The organism is Methylobacterium sp. WL119, assembly GCF_008039875.1.
Classification (GTDB): domain Bacteria; phylum Pseudomonadota; class Alphaproteobacteria; order Rhizobiales; family Beijerinckiaceae; genus Methylobacterium.
The window spans coordinates 21,255-37,112 of the sequence record NZ_VRUU01000010.1; the positions used below are offsets into that span (position 1 = coordinate 21,255).

Below are 15,858 nucleotides of genomic sequence, written 5' to 3' on the forward strand. Positions count from 1 at the left end.
AGCCCGTCCGGTAGGTGGCCCCGGGGCCGAGGCCTACTTCCCCGAGAGCAGCGGCGACCAGGTCGGGTCCGAGGCGTAGGACGGCGTCGGGACCGGCGCCTCCACCTTGCCGGTGATGTCGACCATGTAGAGCTTGCCGCCGCCCTGGCCGCCGGGGTCGCGGAAGAACAGCACGTACTGCCCGTTAGGCGCGAAGGTCGGGCCCTCGTTGTGAAAGCCCTCGGTGAGCACGCGCTCACCCGAGCCGTCGGGCTTCATCACGCAGATCGCGAAGCCGCCCTTGCGCTGGCGGGTGAAGGCGATCAGGTCCCCGCGCGGCGACCAGGCCGGCTGCGAGGCCGAGCCTTCGCCGAACGAGATCCGGTGCGGGTTCGAGCCGTCGGCGCCCATCACGTAGACCTGCTGCGAGCCGCCGCGGTCGGATTCGAACACGATCTGGCCGCCGTCCGGCGAGTAGGTCGGCGAGGTGTCGATGGCGTTGCCGTTGGTGATCGAATGCTGCGCCTTCGAGGCGATGTCCATGGTGACGATGTCGGCGTTGCCGCCCTGCTGCACGCTCATCACGAGGCGGCGGCCGTCGGGCGAGAAGCGCGGGCTCGCGCTCATCGAGTCGAAGTTGCCCATCGCCGTCCGGCTGCCGGTCTCGAGGTTGATCACCTGCACCCGCGGCTGGTGGCCGGTGGCCTGGGCCATGAAGGCGATGTCCTGCGTCGCGGGCGAGTAGCGCGGCGCGACGATGGCGTTCTCGCCGGTGGTGAGCGCGCGGACGTTGGCGCCGTCTTGGTCCATCACCATCAGGCGCTTGCGGCGGTTCTCCTTCGGGCCGGACTCGTCGACGAAGGCGATGCGGCTGTCGAACCACGGACCGAGACCGGTGATCTTGGTGTAGACGCTGTCCGAGATCAGGTGGCCGGCGCGGCGCGCGTTGGCGGCGTCGGTGCCGTATTGCTGGCCGGTGATCTGCTGGCCCGAGGTGACGTCCCACAGGCGGAACTCGACCTTCAGCCGGCCGGAGCCGTCGCGCGAGACGCGGCCGGTAACGAGGCCCTGCACGCCCGCGGCGCGCCACTTCTCGAAGCCGGGGGCGGCATCGAAGTTCGGCGATTCCGGGAAGCGGCCCTTCTCCAGCGGCAGGAAATAGCCCGAGCGGCGCAGATCGTTCGTCACCACGCTCGAGACGAGGCCGCCGAGGTTCGGGTCGCCCGAGAAGTCGGTCACCGCGATCGGCATCGGCTGGAACGCGCCGCCGCCGATGCGGAGCTGAAGCTGGGCCTGCGCCGGCGCGGCGAGGCCGAGCGTCGCCAGCAGCAGCAGCGCGAGGCCATAGAGGGCGGCGGGCACGTGCCGGGCCCGGGTGAGCGATCGATGCAGCATGGGTCTGGTCCGGGAGCGTTGGAACGGGTGCCGGCGAGGTCGTGGCGTCAGGTCGTCAAGGCGGCGTCGGCGGTCAGGTCGCGGTGAACTCGAACTCCGCGTTGATCGCCTTCCAGTCGTTGTAATAGGGCTGGTACTGCGTCGGGATCTTGTAGGGCGCGCAGCGGCGCACCGCACGCAACGCCGCCTGCGCGATCGACTGGTCGACCGAGCTCGATCCGCCGCGCATGATCCGCGGCTCGGTCGAGAGCGAGCCGTCGGCGTTCAGGCGGATGTCGAGCACCGGCAGCACCACCCCCTGGGCGGCGCCCGGAGGCGCCGAGTAGCAGCGCTCGATCTGCTGCTGCAGCATGCCGACGAGCGCGTCGCGCAGCGACGGCGACAGGCGCTGGGCGGTGCCGGTGGCGGCGCCGAGCGAGGCCGTGCGCTGGACCTCGTGGCCGGTGGCGCCGGTCGATTGCGACGGCGCCTTCGAGGCCAGGATCGACTTGATGTCGCCGGCATTGAACTTAGCGGCCAGCTCGGCCTGCTTGCGCGCCTTCGCTTCGGCGTCGGCCTTGGCCTTCGCGTCGGCGACCGCCTTCGCTTTCGCCTTGGCGGCGGCCTCGGCCTTCGCCGCGGCGGCGGCCTCCGCCTTCTCCTTGGCCTCTTCGGCCTTGGCCTCGGCGATCTCCTTCTGGCGCTCGGCCTCGGCTTCCGCCTTCGCCTTGGCTTCGGCCTTGGCGGCCGCCGCCTTCTCGGCGGCCTTCGCGGCTTCCTTGGCCGCGTCCGCCTTGGCCTTCGCTTCGGCCTTCGCCTTGGCTTCCGCGGCCGCCGCCTCGGCCTCCTCGCGCTCGACCAACTTGGCGAGCTGCTCGCGCTTCACGGCTTCGGCCTTGGCGGCCTCGGCGGCGGCCTTCGCGGCGGCGGCCTTCTCCGCGGCCGCGGCCTTGGCCGCTTCCGCCTTGGCCTCGGCCTTGGCGGCTTCGGCCTTCTCGGCGTCCGCCTTTTCCTTGGCCATCTTGGCGGCCTTCGCCGTCTCGGCGGCGGGATCGGGCTCGTTGACGCGCAGCGGCATCTCGTCGGCGTTGGCGAGCTTCATGTCGCTGGTGCGCGTCGGCGCGGTCGGAGAATCGACATTGGCGTTCTCCGGCTCCTTCTCCTCGAACTTCTCGGCCTTCTTGTCGGCCCGCGGCTTGGCGTCCGACAGCGGCTTCTCGGCGTTGCGCTCGCCCTTGGTCAGCTCCGAGAACTGGTTCTCGGTGATCACCTCGACGGGCACGCCCTCCTGCGCCTCGGGAAGCGCGGGCGCAGCGACGCTGAACAGGGCGAAGACCAGCAGCCCGACATGGGTGCCGGCCGAGACCCAGAAGCCCGGTTCGCTGCGGAAGGAGGGAAGCCTCACAGGTCTGCTACCGCTGTTCGGGCTCGGTGACGAGCGCCACCTTCTTGAAGCCGCCGCCGGTGACGATCGCCATCACCTGGGCGACGCGGCCGTAATCGACCCGCTTGTCGCCGCGCACGAAGACGCGCTCCTCGAAGCCGGACTTGGCCTCCTGGGTCAGCTTCGGGATGATGGTGTCGTCGGTCAGCTCGTCCTCGCCGAGGAAGACCTGTCCCGACTGGCGGATCGATAGCGTCACCGGCTTGGTGTCCGAGTTCAGCGGCGAGGCCTTGGATTGCGGCAGGTCGAGGGGCACGCCCACCGTCATCATGGGGGCCGCCACCATGAAGATGATCAGCAGCACCAGCACGACGTCGATGAACGGCGTCATGTTGATCTCGTTGATCGGGCCGCCGCCGCGGCGTCCCCGCCGCCGCCGCTTGCCGCCGCCCTGCGCGCCCGCCGCCATGCTCATGTGTCGATCCCTTCGCGGATTTCGGTCAGGCGGCGAGCGACAGGCGCTCGTCGATCTGGCGCGACAGGATGGCGGAGAACTCGTCGGCGAAGCCTTCCAGGCGCGACTGCTGCTTGGCGACCGTAGCCTGGAGCTTGTTGTAGGCGAGCACGGCGGGGATCGCCGCGAACAGGCCGATGGCGGTGGCGAACAGCGCCTCGGCGATGCCCGGCGCCACGACGGCGAGCGAGGTGTTCTTCGAGGCCGCGATCGAGGTGAAGGCGGTCATGATGCCCCAGACCGTGCCGAACAGGCCGATATAGGGGCCAGCCGAGCCGATCGAGGCGAGGAACAGCAGGCGGCCCTCGAGGCGCTCGACCTCGCGCTGGATGGTCACGTCCAGCACCTTGTCGATGCGCTGCGACAGCGACTGGATCTGCCGGCCGGTGCCCTCGAACGAGCGCTTCCACTCGCGCATGGCGGCGACGAACAGCGCGGCGAGGCCGGTGGCCGGGCGGTCGTTGAACGAGCGATACAGCTCCTCGAGGGACCGGCCGGACCAGAACGCGTCCTCGAACGCATCCATCTCGTCCTTGGTGCGCCGGAACAGCAGCGTCTTGTCGACGATGATCGCCCAGCACCAGATCGAGGAGCCGAGCAGCCCGATCATCACGAACTTGACGACGATGTGGGCCTGGAGGAACAGCCCGAGCAGCGTCATGTCGGCGACGGGCGCGGCCTGCATCGCATCTGCGGGGTTCATGGGCTTTGGTCCTCGGACGTCTCGACGGCGGCGGCGCGACGACCCGGCGGGCCAGCGCGCTCCATCCGAAATCATCGAGCGAATTCAAAGGGAATCGCGTTCGAATCTGTCGAAAGTAAGGGCCGGGTGCGGTGCACGCGGGGCGTCGCTTTCCCACCGCATAAGCGGGCGGGTTGGTTAAGGAAGGGTTGCCGGAGCAAGGGCGCGACGCAGGGCGTCGGGCAGCCGGATCGCCCGGCCCGCGCGGACGCAGGCGACCACCACCTCGGCGCGGACGAGGACCACACCGTCCCGGCAGACCTCCTGGTGCAGGTGCATCGAGGCGCCACGCAATTCGCGCGTGCTGGTGATGATGGAGAGCACGTCGTCCATCCGCGCCGGCTTCAGGTAATCAATCTCCATGCGGCGCACGACGAAGACGAGGCCGTCCGCCTCCCGGTGCAGCTCGGACTGGTCGCCCGCGAGCCCGCGCAGCAGCTCGGTGCGACCGCGCTCCATGAAGCGCAGGTAGCTCGCGTGGTAGACGAAGCCCGAGAAGTCGGTGTCCTCGTAGTAGACGCGCACCGGCAGCGCGTGGGCATCGATCGATGACGTCACGGGTTCGATGGTCCTTCTGCTGCCGCAGGGCGGTCCGGGACGGTGGCAAGGGCCGACGTCCCGTCGGGCACGGATCGGACGAGGGTCCGTCCCCACCCTCCCGTCATCGCGGGGCCGCGCGGCTCCGGGATGACGGGCAGACATGGCGACGGCATGGCGGGCGGAGGGAGAGGACGAGGCCCTCGCGAACGCGAAAGGGCCGCCCCTCGCAGGGCGGCCCTTCCGTCAGTGAATCTGTTTCGACGATGCCGAAGCGGGATCAGCCGCCGATGCGGTTGGCGAGCGAGGCCGAGTGGCCGTGCTCGTTGGCGATGTAGGGCAGCGCCTCGTTGGCGAACTGGCGACCGGCGGCGTTGTCGCCGTTGCGCGAGTAGGTCTCGTAGAGCTCGAGGGTGCGAGCGTCCGAGCGGGCCTGCTGATCGATATAGGTGCGGTCGAAGTCACGGCCGTTGCGGGCCGACTTCAGGCGCTCGATCCGGTTCTGGCCGTTCGGGCCGATCGCGACGCGGCGGCCGGGCTCGGTCGGGCTGTTGTCGATGATGCCGACGCCGCCGAGGACGCCGCCGACGATGCTGGTGCCGAGGTTGGCGGCGATGGTCACCGGGGCGAGCACGAGGCCCACCGGGTTGTCGATGCGGGTGTCGAAGCCCTGGCGATCCGAGACGACGGTGCCGCCGGAGGACAGCGACGTGCCCTCGGGCAGAAGCGCCTTGGTGGTGGCCTCACGCTCGGTGATCACGCGATTGGCGTAGTTCCGGACCTGCGGGTTGCGCGAACGCTCCAGGGCGATGCGGCTCGACTCGATGCTCACGGCATCCGAGCGAAGGGCCTCGGCGCGGAACTCGGGAGTGTCGGTGCCGGCGGCGCCGACGCCGCGCTCGAACGGCGAGACGCGGATGGGAAGGGCGTCCTGGGCGAAGGCGGGGGCGGTCAGCGAGGCGAGCGAGAGGCCGAGAACGGCGAGGGTGGCGGTACGCTTCATAGGAGAACGATCCTTTGTGGTTAGCCGGTGCGTCGAGGCCCCAGGCGATTGCGGGCACAACGGGTCGGATCGCCGCTCGTTCCGCACGTGCGAACTACGTAGCCACGCTTCCGGCACATGCTGAGCCGACGAACCGAGACATCGCGGCGTTGTGAAGCGGTATGCGGAACATCGATTTGCTGATGTTATGCAATGCTTTGCTCAGTTTATAGCGGTGGTATGTGACAAGTTTCCGAACCTTATCCTATGCCGCCACAGCATAGCTGAAGCGGTGGAACGGCATGCGTCGACGGCGTTGCGCCGCAGCGGAACTCGATGAAACGCGATTTCGTGTCCCGTCCTCGAACGGTCGCTTCAGCATCGCGACGACACGGGCTAGGTTTCGGGTTCATCCTCGACGAAGAGGCCGATCTGCGTGATCGGGTCGCGCTTGGGCATCGCGAAACCCATGTGCTTGAAGGCGTGCTGCGTCAGCACCCGCCCGCGCGGCGTGCGCATCACGAAACCCTGCTGGATCAGGTAGGGCTCGATGATGTCCTCGATCGCGTCGCGGGGCTCCGACAGCGCGGCCGCGATGGTCTCGATCCCGACGGGGCCGCAGCCGAAGGATTTCGCGATCATCGTCAGGTACTTTCGGTCCATCACGTCGAGGCCGACGGGATCGACGTCGAGCAGCTTCAGCGCCCGGTCGGCGATCGCCCGCGTCACGGTCGGCGCCTCGGCGACAACGGCGAAGTCGCGCACCCGCCGCAGCAGGCGGCCGGCGATGCGCGGGGTCCCGCGGGCCCGCCGGGCGATCTCGTTGGCGCCGTCGTCGGACATGCCGAGCCCGAGCACCCGCGCGCCGCGGCTGACGATGAGCTGCAGCTCGTCGATGTCGTAGAATTCGAGCCGGATCGGGATGCCGAAGCGATCGCGCAGCGGCGTCGTCAGCAGGCCCGCGCGGGTGGTGGCGCCGACGAGCGTGAACTTCGGCAGCTCGATCTTGACCGAGCGCGCCGCCGGCCCCTCGCCGATGATCAGGTCGAGCTGGTAATCCTCCATCGCCGGATAGAGGATCTCCTCCACCGCCGGGTTGAGGCGGTGGATCTCGTCGATGAAGAGCACGTCGCGCTCTTCGAGGTTGGTGAGCTGGGCCGCCAGATCCCCGGCCTTGGCGATCACCGGCCCGGAGGTCGAGCGGAAGTTCACGCCGAGCTCGCGCGCCACGATCTGCGCCAGGGTGGTCTTGCCGAGGCCAGGCGGCCCGACGAAAAGGACGTGGTCGAGCGCCTGGCCGGTCATCTTCGCCGCCTGGATGAAGATCTCCATGTTGGCGCGCGCCGCCCGCTGCCCGATGAACTCGGACAGGCTCAGCGGACGGATGGTCTGATCGACGTCGTCGGCCCGCTTCTCCGGGTCGAGGATCGCGCTGGTCAGGGGTTTCGGTTTGCTCATGGAGCCTCGGCTGGGGATGCGATCCTCCTAACCCGCGCCCGCGGCGATGTCTAAGCGCGCCTCGCCGCCGTCGGATCGTCCGGCCAAGCCCGAAAAACAACCCTCGATTGTTTTTTCTTCGGCATGGTTGAGGTCGCGTTAATCGTTTCCCGGCCTCCTGGCCCCTGTCTTCACCGCCGCCCCGTGCCGTCGTTCCCGGCACCGGACCGACGACCGCGCAATCGCGCGATCGCCGGATCGTCTCTTCGCGCCTTCGGATGGGCCGCATGCCGCACCTCGTATCCTGCCCGCCGCGCCGTCGCCTCCTCGCCACGACGGCGGTGCTGCCGCTGATCCTCGGGGCAGCGTCGATGGCGGCGCCCGATCCGGCCCGTGCGGCCTGCGTGGCGACCGCGACGGGCCTCGCCTGCGACGGGCCGGACGACGCGACGCTGGCGAGCCCGGTCGTCGGTCCCGGCGGCCTGTCGAAGGCCGGCACCGGCCGCGTCACCCTCTCGGCCGCCAACACCTATGCCGGCGGCACCAGCCTCTCGGCCGGCACGCTCGCGACTTCCGCGCCCGGAACGCTCGGCGCGACCGACGGCGCCTTGCTGGTCTCGGGCGGGCGGCTCGACCTCGGCGGCACGAATCAGGCCGTCGGGCTGGTGCGGCTCACCGGCGGCACCATCGCCGACGGGACGCTGCGCGGCTCGGTCTACGACGTGCAGTCCGGCGGCATCGAGGCCGCGCTGACCGGCCCCGGGCCGCTGGTGAAGACCGGCGCCGGCACCGTGACGCTGTCCGGCGCCAACGACTTCTCCGGCGGCACCCGCGTCGATGGCGGCACACTGCAGCTGACCGGGAGCGGTCGTCTCGGCGCGGCGGACGCGGCCCTCGTGGTCGGGGGCGGAACGCTCGATCTCGGCGGCACCGCCTCCAGCGCCGGCCCGGTGGTGCTCACCGCCGGCACGATCCGCAACGGCACGCTGCGCGGCGCGATCTATGGCCTGCAGAGCGGCACCGTGGACGCGGTGCTGTCGGGCCCCGGGACGCTCGCCAAGAGCGGCGACGGCACCGTCCTGCTGACCCAGGCCAACAGCTACGCCGGAACCACCTCGGTCACCAACGGGACCCTGCGCGCCGGCATCGCGGGCGCCCTCCCCGCGGGCAGCGCGCTCCTCGTCGCCGGTGCCGGGACCTTCGACCTCGCCGGCTACGACCAGAGCGTCGCCGCGCTGAACGGCGACGGTCGGGTCTCGCTGGGCGGAGCCACCCTCACCGCCGGCTCGAACGGCACCGACGCGCTGTTTTCCGGCACGATCGACGGCACCGGCACCATCGTGAAGACCGGCGCCGGCCGCCTCGACCTCACCGGCGACAGCCCGTTCGCCGGCGGCGTGACGGTGGCGGAAGGCCGCCTGCGGGTCGGCGGCGACCTCGGCGCGGCCGATGTCGGCGTCGCCTCCGGCGCGACGATCGAGGGCATCGGCACGCTCGGCGGCCTCAGCGTCCGCAGCGGCGGCCGCGCGGCGCCGGGCTACGACGGGATCGGCACGCTGTCGGCCAACGGCAACGTGCTGTTCGAGGCGGGCTCGATCTTCCAGGTGAAGGCGGATGCGGCCGGCAACAGCGACCGGATCGCGGCGGGCGGCGTCGCGACCCTGCGCGGCGGCCTCGTCGACGTGCAGGCGCAGCCAGGCGCCTACAGCGCCAACACCACCTACACGATCCTCACGGCAGCGGGCGGCGTGCAGGGGCAGTTCGCCGCCGTCACCTCCAACTTCGCCTTCCTGACGCCGTCGCTGACTTACGCGGACGACGCGGTGCAGCTGCACCTGATCCGCAACGACCTCGGCTTCGACACCGCCGGCGCGACGGTGAACGGCGTCGCCGCCGGCCGGCGCGCGCAGTCGCTCGGTGCCGGACAGGCGGTCTACGACGCGGTCGGCCCGCTCTCCACCGCCCAGGCCCGGCAGGCCTTCGACGCGCTCTCGGGCGAAGTCCACGCGAGCGCGGTCACCGCGCTCGTCGAGTCCGGCGGCCTGGCGCGCGAGGCGATCCTCGATCGGATGCGCTGGTCGGACGGCGCCGGCCTCACCTGCACGCCGGCCGCGCCCGGCCTGCCGGCAGAGCGCGCACCGATCGCCCGGGTGCCGCTGAACTCCGTGCCCGAATGCGGCACGGGCCTCGGCCCCGGCGGCCTCGACCAGCGGATCGTCGGCTTGTGGGGCCAGGGCTTCGGCAGCTTCGGGCGCACCGGCTCGGACGGCAACGCTGCCGCCCTCCAGCGCAACACCGGCGGCCTCGTGATCGGCGGCGACGTCGCCGCGAGCGACCTGATCCGCGTCGGCGCCGCCGCCGGCTACACCGACACCGCCCTCGACATCCCGCTGCGCATGTCGAGCGGCAACGTCCAGACCGGGTTCGGGTCGGTCTATGCCGGCATCGGCCTCGGCGCGCTCGACCTGCGGATCGGCGGCCTCTACGGCATCAGCGACACCGAGACCCGGCGCGACGTCGCGTTCGCCGGCTTTCGCGACAGCGCCCGCGCCTCTTACGGCGGCAGCGTCGCGCAGGGCTTCGGCGAAATCGGCTACCGCATGGACCTCGCCGGCCTGACGCTGGAGCCCTTTGCCGGCGGTGCGGTGATCCGCGTCGGGCAGGACGCCTTTTCCGAGACCGGCGGCGCAGCGGCGCTCACCGGCGCGGCGCGCGACGCCACCGTGTCCACCGCGACCGCGGGCGTGCGGGCCGAGGCGCGGATCGACGGCTTCGTCGGCGGCCTGCCGATGCTGCTGCGCGGCCTCGTCGGGTATCGCGGCGCCCTCGGCGACGTCACCCCGAACGCGCTGCTTGCCTTCAATGCCGGTGGCGTCTCGGCGCTGACCCGCGGCGCGCCGGTCGACCGCAGCGCCGTGCTGCTCGAGACCGGGTTGAGCTGGATCGTCCTACCCTCGACCACCGTCGGCCTGTCCTATGCCGGGCAGATCGGCGCCCGCGCCCAGGACCACGGCGCCAAGGGCAACCTGACCTACCGCTTCTGACGCCGCCACCACGCGACGAGGGCGGCCCAGGTCCTCTCGATCCAGCGGGCGGCCTTCTCCAGCGGCACCTTCAGCCAGGGCACGTCCTGCGCCAGAAGCGCGAGGCCGAGCGGCAGCATCCACAGGCCGAGCACCGGCAGGATCGAGAAGATCCCGCCGAGGATGAGCAGCAGTGCGGCCCCCACCCGCAGCCACAGGCGCGACGGCTCGCGCAGCCAGCCGACGGCGCGCTGCAGCGGCGCGGGCAGCTTTTGGGAGAGGTGCGCGACGCGCTGGTCCCAATCGTCGGGTGTCGGGTTCATCCTCCAGGAACGCACCAGCGACGAAAACGTCGCCGGATTTTCTCGGTCCCGGTGTGCGGACGGGGCAGCGTCGGGCGCCGCTCAGTAGCCCAGCGCCAAGCCGGTGTTCCGGCGCGGGTCGTTCGCCCCGTAGAACCGGTTCGCCCCGACCGCCTTGCCGCCGAGCACCGGCGCGCCGATCAGGATCGCGGCGAGGTGGTTGGCCGGCTGCGGCCCGGCGAAATGGTGGCCCATGCCCTCGAGGATCCTGCGGGTGTCGGGCGAGAGCGCGAACCGCTCGACGTTGGTGACGTCGGGCAGCCACTGGTTGTGGATGCGGGGCGCGTCGGCCGCCTCCTGCACGTTCATGCCGTAATCGACGACGTTCAGGATGCTGTGCAGCACCACGGTGAGGATGCGGCTGCCGCCCGGCGTGCCGGTGACGAGGACGGGCTTGCCGTCCTTGGTCACGATGGTCGGGCTCATCGAGCTCAGCGGCGTCTTGCCCGGCGCGATGGCGTTGGCCTCGCCCTGCACCAACCCGTAGATGTTCGGGACCCCGACCTTGGCGGTGAAGTCGTCCATCTCGTCGTTGAGCAGCACGCCGGTGCCGGGCACGGTGATGCGCGCGCCGAACCAGTCGTTCAGGGTGTAGGTCACCGAGACCGCGTTGCCGGCGCCGTCGACGATGGAATAATGCGTCGTGTTGCTGCCCTCGTGCGGCGGCACCCCCGGCTTGAGCCGGCTCGACACGCCGGCCTTGCCCGGATCGATCGCGCTCCGGATGGTCGCCGCGTAGGCCTTGTCGGTCAGGCGCGCGGTCGGGTTGTCGACGAAGTCGGGATCGCCCAGGTAGCTGTTGCGGTCGACGTAGGCGTGCCGCATCGCCTCGATCTCGTAGTGGATCGCCTGCACCGAGCCCCAGCCGAGATCGCCGAGGGGGTAGCCTTCGAGGATGTTCAGCATCTCGCAGATGACGACGCCGCCCGAACTCGGCGGCGGAGCCGAGATCACGCGGTAGCCGCGATAGTCGCACTCGACCGGCTTCAGCTCGCGGGTGCGGTAGCGGTCGAGGTCGGCCTGGACGATCAGGCCCTTGCCGGCCTGGCTGGAGGCCACGATCGCGCTGCCGACCGGGCCGCCGTAGAAGCCGGCCGCGCCGTGCTCGGCGATCGTCCGGAGCGTTCCCGCGAGATCCTTCTGCTTGAGCGTCCGGCCGGCCCGGAACGGCGCATCGCCGTCGACGAAGATCGCGGCGGAGGCCGGATCCCTGCGCAGGTCCGGGGTGGCGATGGCGAACATGTCGGCGTCGCCCTGCTCGAGGACGAAACCGCCCTCGGCGTAGGCGATGGCCGGGGCGATCAGGTCGGCGCGGGCCATCGTCCCGTAGGTCTCGAGCGCCGTCTCCAGGCCGGAGACGGTGCCCGGCACCGCCACGGCGAGGGGGCCGCTGACGCTTAGGCCCTTGATGACGTTCCCGTCCCTGTCGAGGTACATGTCGCGGGTCGCGGCCAAGGGCGCCTTCTCGCGAAAATCGAGGAAGGTCCGGCGCCCGTCGGCGAGCTGGACGGTCATGAAGCCGCCGCCGCCGAGGTTGCCCGCGGCCGGGTAGACCACCGCCAGCGCGTAGCCGACGGCCACCGCCGCATCGACGGCATTGCCGCCGCGCTTCAGCACGTCGACGCCGACCTGGGTCGCGAGGTGCTGCGCGGTCACGACCATGCCGTGCTCGGCCACCGCGGGCGCGATCGAGGCCGCTCGGGCCGGCATCGCGAGGGCGAGGATCGCGAGCATCGACGCGACCGCCCGGGCCGGCCTGCGGTGCGACCCAGCCGTCTGCGTCGGGCCAGGGCTGCCGTCCGTTCGATCCAGGCGCATCGTCGCTCCGAGGAAAGTTGGTAAGGCCGCGCTCGCGGCCCGGGCGGTGGAATGGGCCGCCAAGGTTGGCGCCGCGTCAACCGGCGCCGGGCGAAAATCGCGAAGGGCCGCCTCCCGCCCCGCAAGCCGCGTTCCGTGCCCGATCGCGGCGTGCGCCGACGGCGAAAAGCCCCGCCGGCTGGCCTCGGCCCCGGCCCTGCTGTTAAGAGGCCCCTCGACGGGCGGCCCGAAAGAGGCTCGGCCCGACGGAGGAACGATGCCTCGCTTTATTCTCCCCATCGCCGGAGCCGTGCTGATCGCCATGACCGCTGCCGCCAACGCCGACTACACCACCCTGCCCTCCGGCCTGAAGTATCAGGACGAAGTCGTCGGCACCGGGCCCGAGCCGAAGGCCGGCCAGAAGGTGACCGTGCAGTACACCGGCTGGCTCGACGACGCCGGCAAGAAGGGCAAGAAGTTCGATTCCTCGCGGGATCGCAACCAGCCCTTCACCTTCACCCTCGGCGCCGGCCAGGTCATCCAGGGCTGGGACCTCGGCGTCGCCACGATGAAGCAGGGCGGCAAGCGCACCCTGGTGATCCCGGCCGAGCTCGGCTACGGCGCCCGCGGCGCCGGCGGCATCATCCCGCCCGGCGCGACGCTGATCTTCGACGTCGAGCTTCTCGGCGCGAAGTAACGCGGACGGCTGCGCGAACGCGGGAGTTCGAGACGATGCTGTTCGCGCAGCTTCCCGACGACCTGTTCCGGCCGCTGGCCTCGCCGAGCCGGGCCTTCAACGCCGCGCTGCTGCTGCACCTGCACCGCAAGGTGATGGGCACCAGCCCCGACCCGGTGCGCAAGGCGGAGCTGCTGGCCGCCATCGGCGACTTCTCCGCCGACTGGGCGCTCGACCAGCAATCCGACGACGAGCCGGTGCCGGTCGATCCGATCGAGCGGCGCTCGGCGCTGTTCCGGCGCTTCCTCGAGACCGGCTGGCTGATCGAGCGGCGCGAGCGCTACGTGCCGGTGGTCGATTTCGACCCCGAGGCGCGGCTGCTGCTCGAGGAGCTGTCGCGGATGGAGCGCGGCGAGACCCGCTCCTACGGCGCCGCGATCCTCGACGTGCTCGGAAGCCTGGAGAGCGCGATCGCCAACCCCGCCGATCGCTCCGAGGCGCTCGGCAACGCGGCCCGCGCGGCGCAGGCCTTCCTCGGGCACGTCCGCGGGCTGGCCGGCGCGATGCGCAAGATCGAGGAGCGCATTCTCCACGAGGAGGACATGCGCGCCGCCTTCCGCCTCTACTTCGAGGACTTCGTCGAGCGCCACCTGATCAGCGACTACCGGACGCTGCACACGCGCTACAACCCGTTCCGCTTCCGCTCGGCGATCGTGCGCGAGGCGGGCCGCGCGCTGCGCGACCCGCTGCTGATCCGCGCGCTCGCCGAGGCGATCCTGCGCGAGGGAAGGGCGGCGGAACTCCGCGTCGCCGAGCGCGGCGTGCGCGCCGACCTCACCCAGATCCTGTCGATCTTCGAAGGACTCGACCGGCACCTCGACGCCGTCGACGACGTGGTCGCGCGGATGGAGCGCCGGATCGCGGCCGCCGTCCGCTACATGGACCGGCCGGATTCGGCCGGGATCGAGCGCACGGCGGCGGCCCTGCGCGCGGTCGGCGCCGCGGCGGCCCCACCGGACGTGGCACCGGCGATCTCGCTGCTGCGCCCGCCGATCGGGACGCCGCACCTCGCGATCCCGCGCGGGCGAAAAGTCCCGATCGAGACCGAGGCGCTGCCGGATTTCGAGATCGATCCCGCGATCGAGGCCTTCGTCGAGGCGAAGGCGGCCTATCGCCGGCGCACCACCGTGACGGCGGAGACGATGACCGCCTTCCTCGACCGCCACCTCGGGCCCGACGGCACCCTGCGCGGCTCGGCGATCGCGGTCGCCGACGTCGACGCCTTCGTCGTGTTCCAGCGCCTGCGCGAGATCGACGTGCTGTTCGAGGGCGCGCTCGGCACGCGCTACACGATCGCCCGCGTGGAGGGCCGGCTCGCGAACGGCTGGCTCGACTGCCCGGACTTCGTCATCCGCCGCATCTCGGGCGACCGGCATGCTTGAGCCGTTCCGCGCCATCGTCGACGGCGAGGAGCCGCCCCCGCCCGGCGCCCGCGCGCCCGACGTGGAGGAGCTGACCCGCGCGCTCGCGGTGCTGCTGAAGGGCCAGGTGATCTACGCGAACACCCCCGGCATCGGCCGCAGCTACGAGATCGCGCGCCACTACGCCCCGTTCTTCACCGACTACTTCGCCTGCCTCGGCTACGCGCTGACCGTGTCGCACCGCGACCAGATGGTCTCGCTCACGCTGGCCCAGGACGGCCCGCGTCACGACATCGTCGCCGAGCGCCTGCGCAAGGACGAGACCCTGGTGCTGCTGGCGCTCCGCCTGATCTACGAGGAAGGCTTGCGCGATCACCGCGTCTCCACCGACGGGCTCGTCGAGTGCACCACCGACGACGTCACCGAGCGCATCCGCACCGCCGCCCGCAGCGATCCGCCCGAGGAGACGCGGCTGATCGAGATCCTGCGCCTGATCGCCCGCCGCGGCGGGCTGCGGCTCGGCGAGCGCGACAGGGCTGAGCGCGTCACCCCGGTGAGCGTGCTGCCCGGCATCCTGGTGCTCGCCTCGGACGCGTGGCTCGACCGCCTGCGGGCGTGGTCCGAGGCGGCCGAGGGCTGAGTCAGGGCTTCGCCGCCCGTGGCGCGGGCAGCAGCGTGCGCAAAGCCTCGAAGTAGCGCCGACCGAGGATGCGCTGCGAGGCCGCGTCGAAATGGATCTTGTCGCCGGGGTTTCCGGTCAGCCCGTCGGCCGAGACGTCGACCGTCCGCGGCACCGTGTCGGCGAGGTGCGCGAGCGCGTCGAGGATCGCGGTCTGCGCGGGCGTCGGCTTCACCCATTCCGGCTCGAAGCGCCCCGTCACGAACGGCGCGTTCCGCGCGCCGCCGATGCGGGCGCGGAACGCGGCGACGGTGCGCGTGAGCCGCGCGGCGTAATCCGAGCCGGACAGCGCGCCGACGTCGGCCTCGCCCTGGTGCCAGAGGATCGCGGCGAGGCAGGCGTTCGGCGCGGCGGCGAGCGCCGCGTTGGTGCGCATCACCGCGGCCTCGAACAGGTCGTCGCCGGGGTTCCAGCGGCCGTTGGCGAAGCCGGTGCCGCCGACGGCCGCGGGCACGAGCAGGATCCGGCGGCCCGGCGGCCGCGCGGCGATGTAGGCGCGGGCGAAGCTCAAGCCGAGGCCGACCCGCCCCGCGGCGGCCCCCGGATGCAGGAGCGGATCGATCGCGGCCACGATCCGGCCACGGCCGCCGGCCTGGCTCCACTGCCCGATGCGCGGATCGGGCGTCCCGTCGAGCGCGGCGTCGAAGCCCAGGCCGAACCCGACCATGTTCGACTGCCCGGCGAGCAGCACCACGTCGGTGCCCCGCCCCCGATCGGTCGGCCTGCAGACCCCCGCCGTCGCGGGCGACGCCAGCGCGAGGCCGACGAGGGCCGACACGCCGAGCCTCCTGGCCCGGCGAGGACCCGTGCGCTGCGTTCTCAAGATCATGGCTGCCGTGCCCGCTCCCCCGGGATCGAGGGGCTTCCGGCCCCCCTCTACACCGAAAACCCGCGGCGCCCCCGCCGTCCGTGCTCTGCGCGCCCTTGCGTCTGCCCGCGCGGTTGGCCAAC

The 15,858-nt window shown here is 71.6% G+C and carries 14 protein-coding genes; 4 read left to right on the top strand and 10 right to left on the bottom strand.

Going from position 1 to position 15,858, the window contains the following annotated elements; all coding sequences use genetic code 11:
- Positions 1 to 33: 33 nt before the first annotated feature.
- From tolB to ruvB, 7 genes are all read right to left on the bottom strand, one after another.
- Positions 34 to 1,374 carry a Tol-Pal system beta propeller repeat protein TolB gene (tolB, locus tag FV227_RS06720; protein ID WP_147726881.1) on the bottom strand — a complete coding sequence of 447 codons (1,341 nt, stop codon included), beginning with the start codon at positions 1,372 to 1,374 and terminating at the stop codon, positions 34 to 36.
- Positions 1,375 to 1,447: 73 nt separating this feature from the next.
- Positions 1,448 to 2,758 carry a cell envelope integrity protein TolA gene (tolA, locus tag FV227_RS06725; RefSeq protein ID WP_147858603.1) on the bottom strand — a complete coding sequence of 437 codons (1,311 nt, stop codon included), beginning with the start codon at positions 2,756 to 2,758 and terminating at the stop codon, positions 1,448 to 1,450.
- Positions 2,759 to 2,765: 7 nt separating this feature from the next.
- Positions 2,766 to 3,212: a biopolymer transporter ExbD gene (locus FV227_RS06730; protein ID WP_187274707.1), complete on the bottom strand. Its 447-nt coding sequence runs from the start codon at positions 3,210 to 3,212 to the stop codon at positions 2,766 to 2,768.
- Between the two features lie 25 nt (positions 3,213 to 3,237).
- A complete protein-coding gene (gene tolQ / locus FV227_RS06735) occupies positions 3,238 to 3,954 on the bottom strand; it encodes a protein TolQ (protein ID WP_147726885.1) in 717 nt (238 codons plus the stop codon).
- A 177-nt stretch (positions 3,955 to 4,131) separates the two neighbouring features.
- Positions 4,132 to 4,560 carry a tol-pal system-associated acyl-CoA thioesterase gene (ybgC, locus tag FV227_RS06740; RefSeq protein ID WP_147726892.1) on the bottom strand — a complete coding sequence of 143 codons (429 nt, stop codon included), beginning with the start codon at positions 4,558 to 4,560 and terminating at the stop codon, positions 4,132 to 4,134.
- A 250-nt stretch (positions 4,561 to 4,810) separates the two neighbouring features.
- Positions 4,811 to 5,533, bottom strand: coding sequence for a DUF4142 domain-containing protein (locus FV227_RS06745; protein ID WP_147726886.1), 723 nt, complete (start codon positions 5,531 to 5,533; stop codon positions 4,811 to 4,813).
- Positions 5,534 to 5,908: 375 nt separating this feature from the next.
- The gene (gene ruvB / locus FV227_RS06750; protein ID WP_147726888.1) at positions 5,909 to 6,970 is read right to left on the bottom strand and encodes a Holliday junction branch migration DNA helicase RuvB; all 1,062 of its coding nucleotides are present in this window, start codon (positions 6,968 to 6,970) and stop codon (positions 5,909 to 5,911) included.
- A 266-nt stretch (positions 6,971 to 7,236) separates the two neighbouring features.
- On the opposite strand from ruvB, the gene FV227_RS06755 reads away from it, so the two are divergent.
- A complete protein-coding gene (locus tag FV227_RS06755; protein ID WP_187274709.1) occupies positions 7,237 to 9,993 on the top strand; it encodes an autotransporter domain-containing protein in 2,757 nt (918 codons plus the stop codon).
- Here FV227_RS06755 and FV227_RS06760 read toward each other — a convergent pair.
- A complete protein-coding gene (locus FV227_RS06760) occupies positions 9,981 to 10,295 on the bottom strand; it encodes a hypothetical protein (protein ID WP_147728504.1) in 315 nt (104 codons plus the stop codon). The two genes, FV227_RS06755 and FV227_RS06760, sit on opposite strands and share 13 nt — an antisense overlap.
- A gap of 81 nt (positions 10,296 to 10,376) precedes the next feature.
- Positions 10,377 to 12,044 (bottom strand): gamma-glutamyltransferase, encoded by a 1,668-nt coding sequence (gene ggt / locus FV227_RS06765; protein ID WP_246686571.1) that lies wholly within the window; start codon positions 12,042 to 12,044, stop codon positions 10,377 to 10,379.
- 364 nt (positions 12,045 to 12,408) lie between these two features.
- Between ggt and FV227_RS06770 the strand changes: the two genes are divergently transcribed.
- The 3 genes from FV227_RS06770 to FV227_RS06780 are packed head-to-tail and all read left to right on the top strand — an operon-like array spanning position 12,409 to position 14,868.
- Positions 12,409 to 12,828, top strand: a complete 420-nt coding sequence (locus tag FV227_RS06770; RefSeq protein ID WP_147728502.1) for an FKBP-type peptidyl-prolyl cis-trans isomerase — start codon at positions 12,409 to 12,411, stop codon at positions 12,826 to 12,828.
- Positions 12,829 to 12,863: 35 nt separating this feature from the next.
- Positions 12,864 to 14,249 carry a Wadjet anti-phage system protein JetA family protein gene (locus FV227_RS06775; RefSeq protein ID WP_147858606.1) on the top strand — a complete coding sequence of 462 codons (1,386 nt, stop codon included), beginning with the start codon at positions 12,864 to 12,866 and terminating at the stop codon, positions 14,247 to 14,249.
- Positions 14,242 to 14,868 carry a DUF4194 domain-containing protein gene (locus tag FV227_RS06780; protein WP_147729679.1) on the top strand — a complete coding sequence of 209 codons (627 nt, stop codon included), beginning with the start codon at positions 14,242 to 14,244 and terminating at the stop codon, positions 14,866 to 14,868. The genes FV227_RS06775 and FV227_RS06780 overlap by 8 nt, the downstream gene beginning before the upstream one ends.
- A gap of 1 nt (position 14,869) precedes the next feature.
- Here FV227_RS06780 and FV227_RS06785 read toward each other — a convergent pair whose 3' ends face one another.
- Entirely contained in the window at positions 14,870 to 15,685 is an 816-nt protein-coding gene (locus FV227_RS06785; RefSeq protein ID WP_187274710.1) for a sialate O-acetylesterase, read from the bottom strand.
- Positions 15,686 to 15,858: the final 173 nt, after the last annotated feature.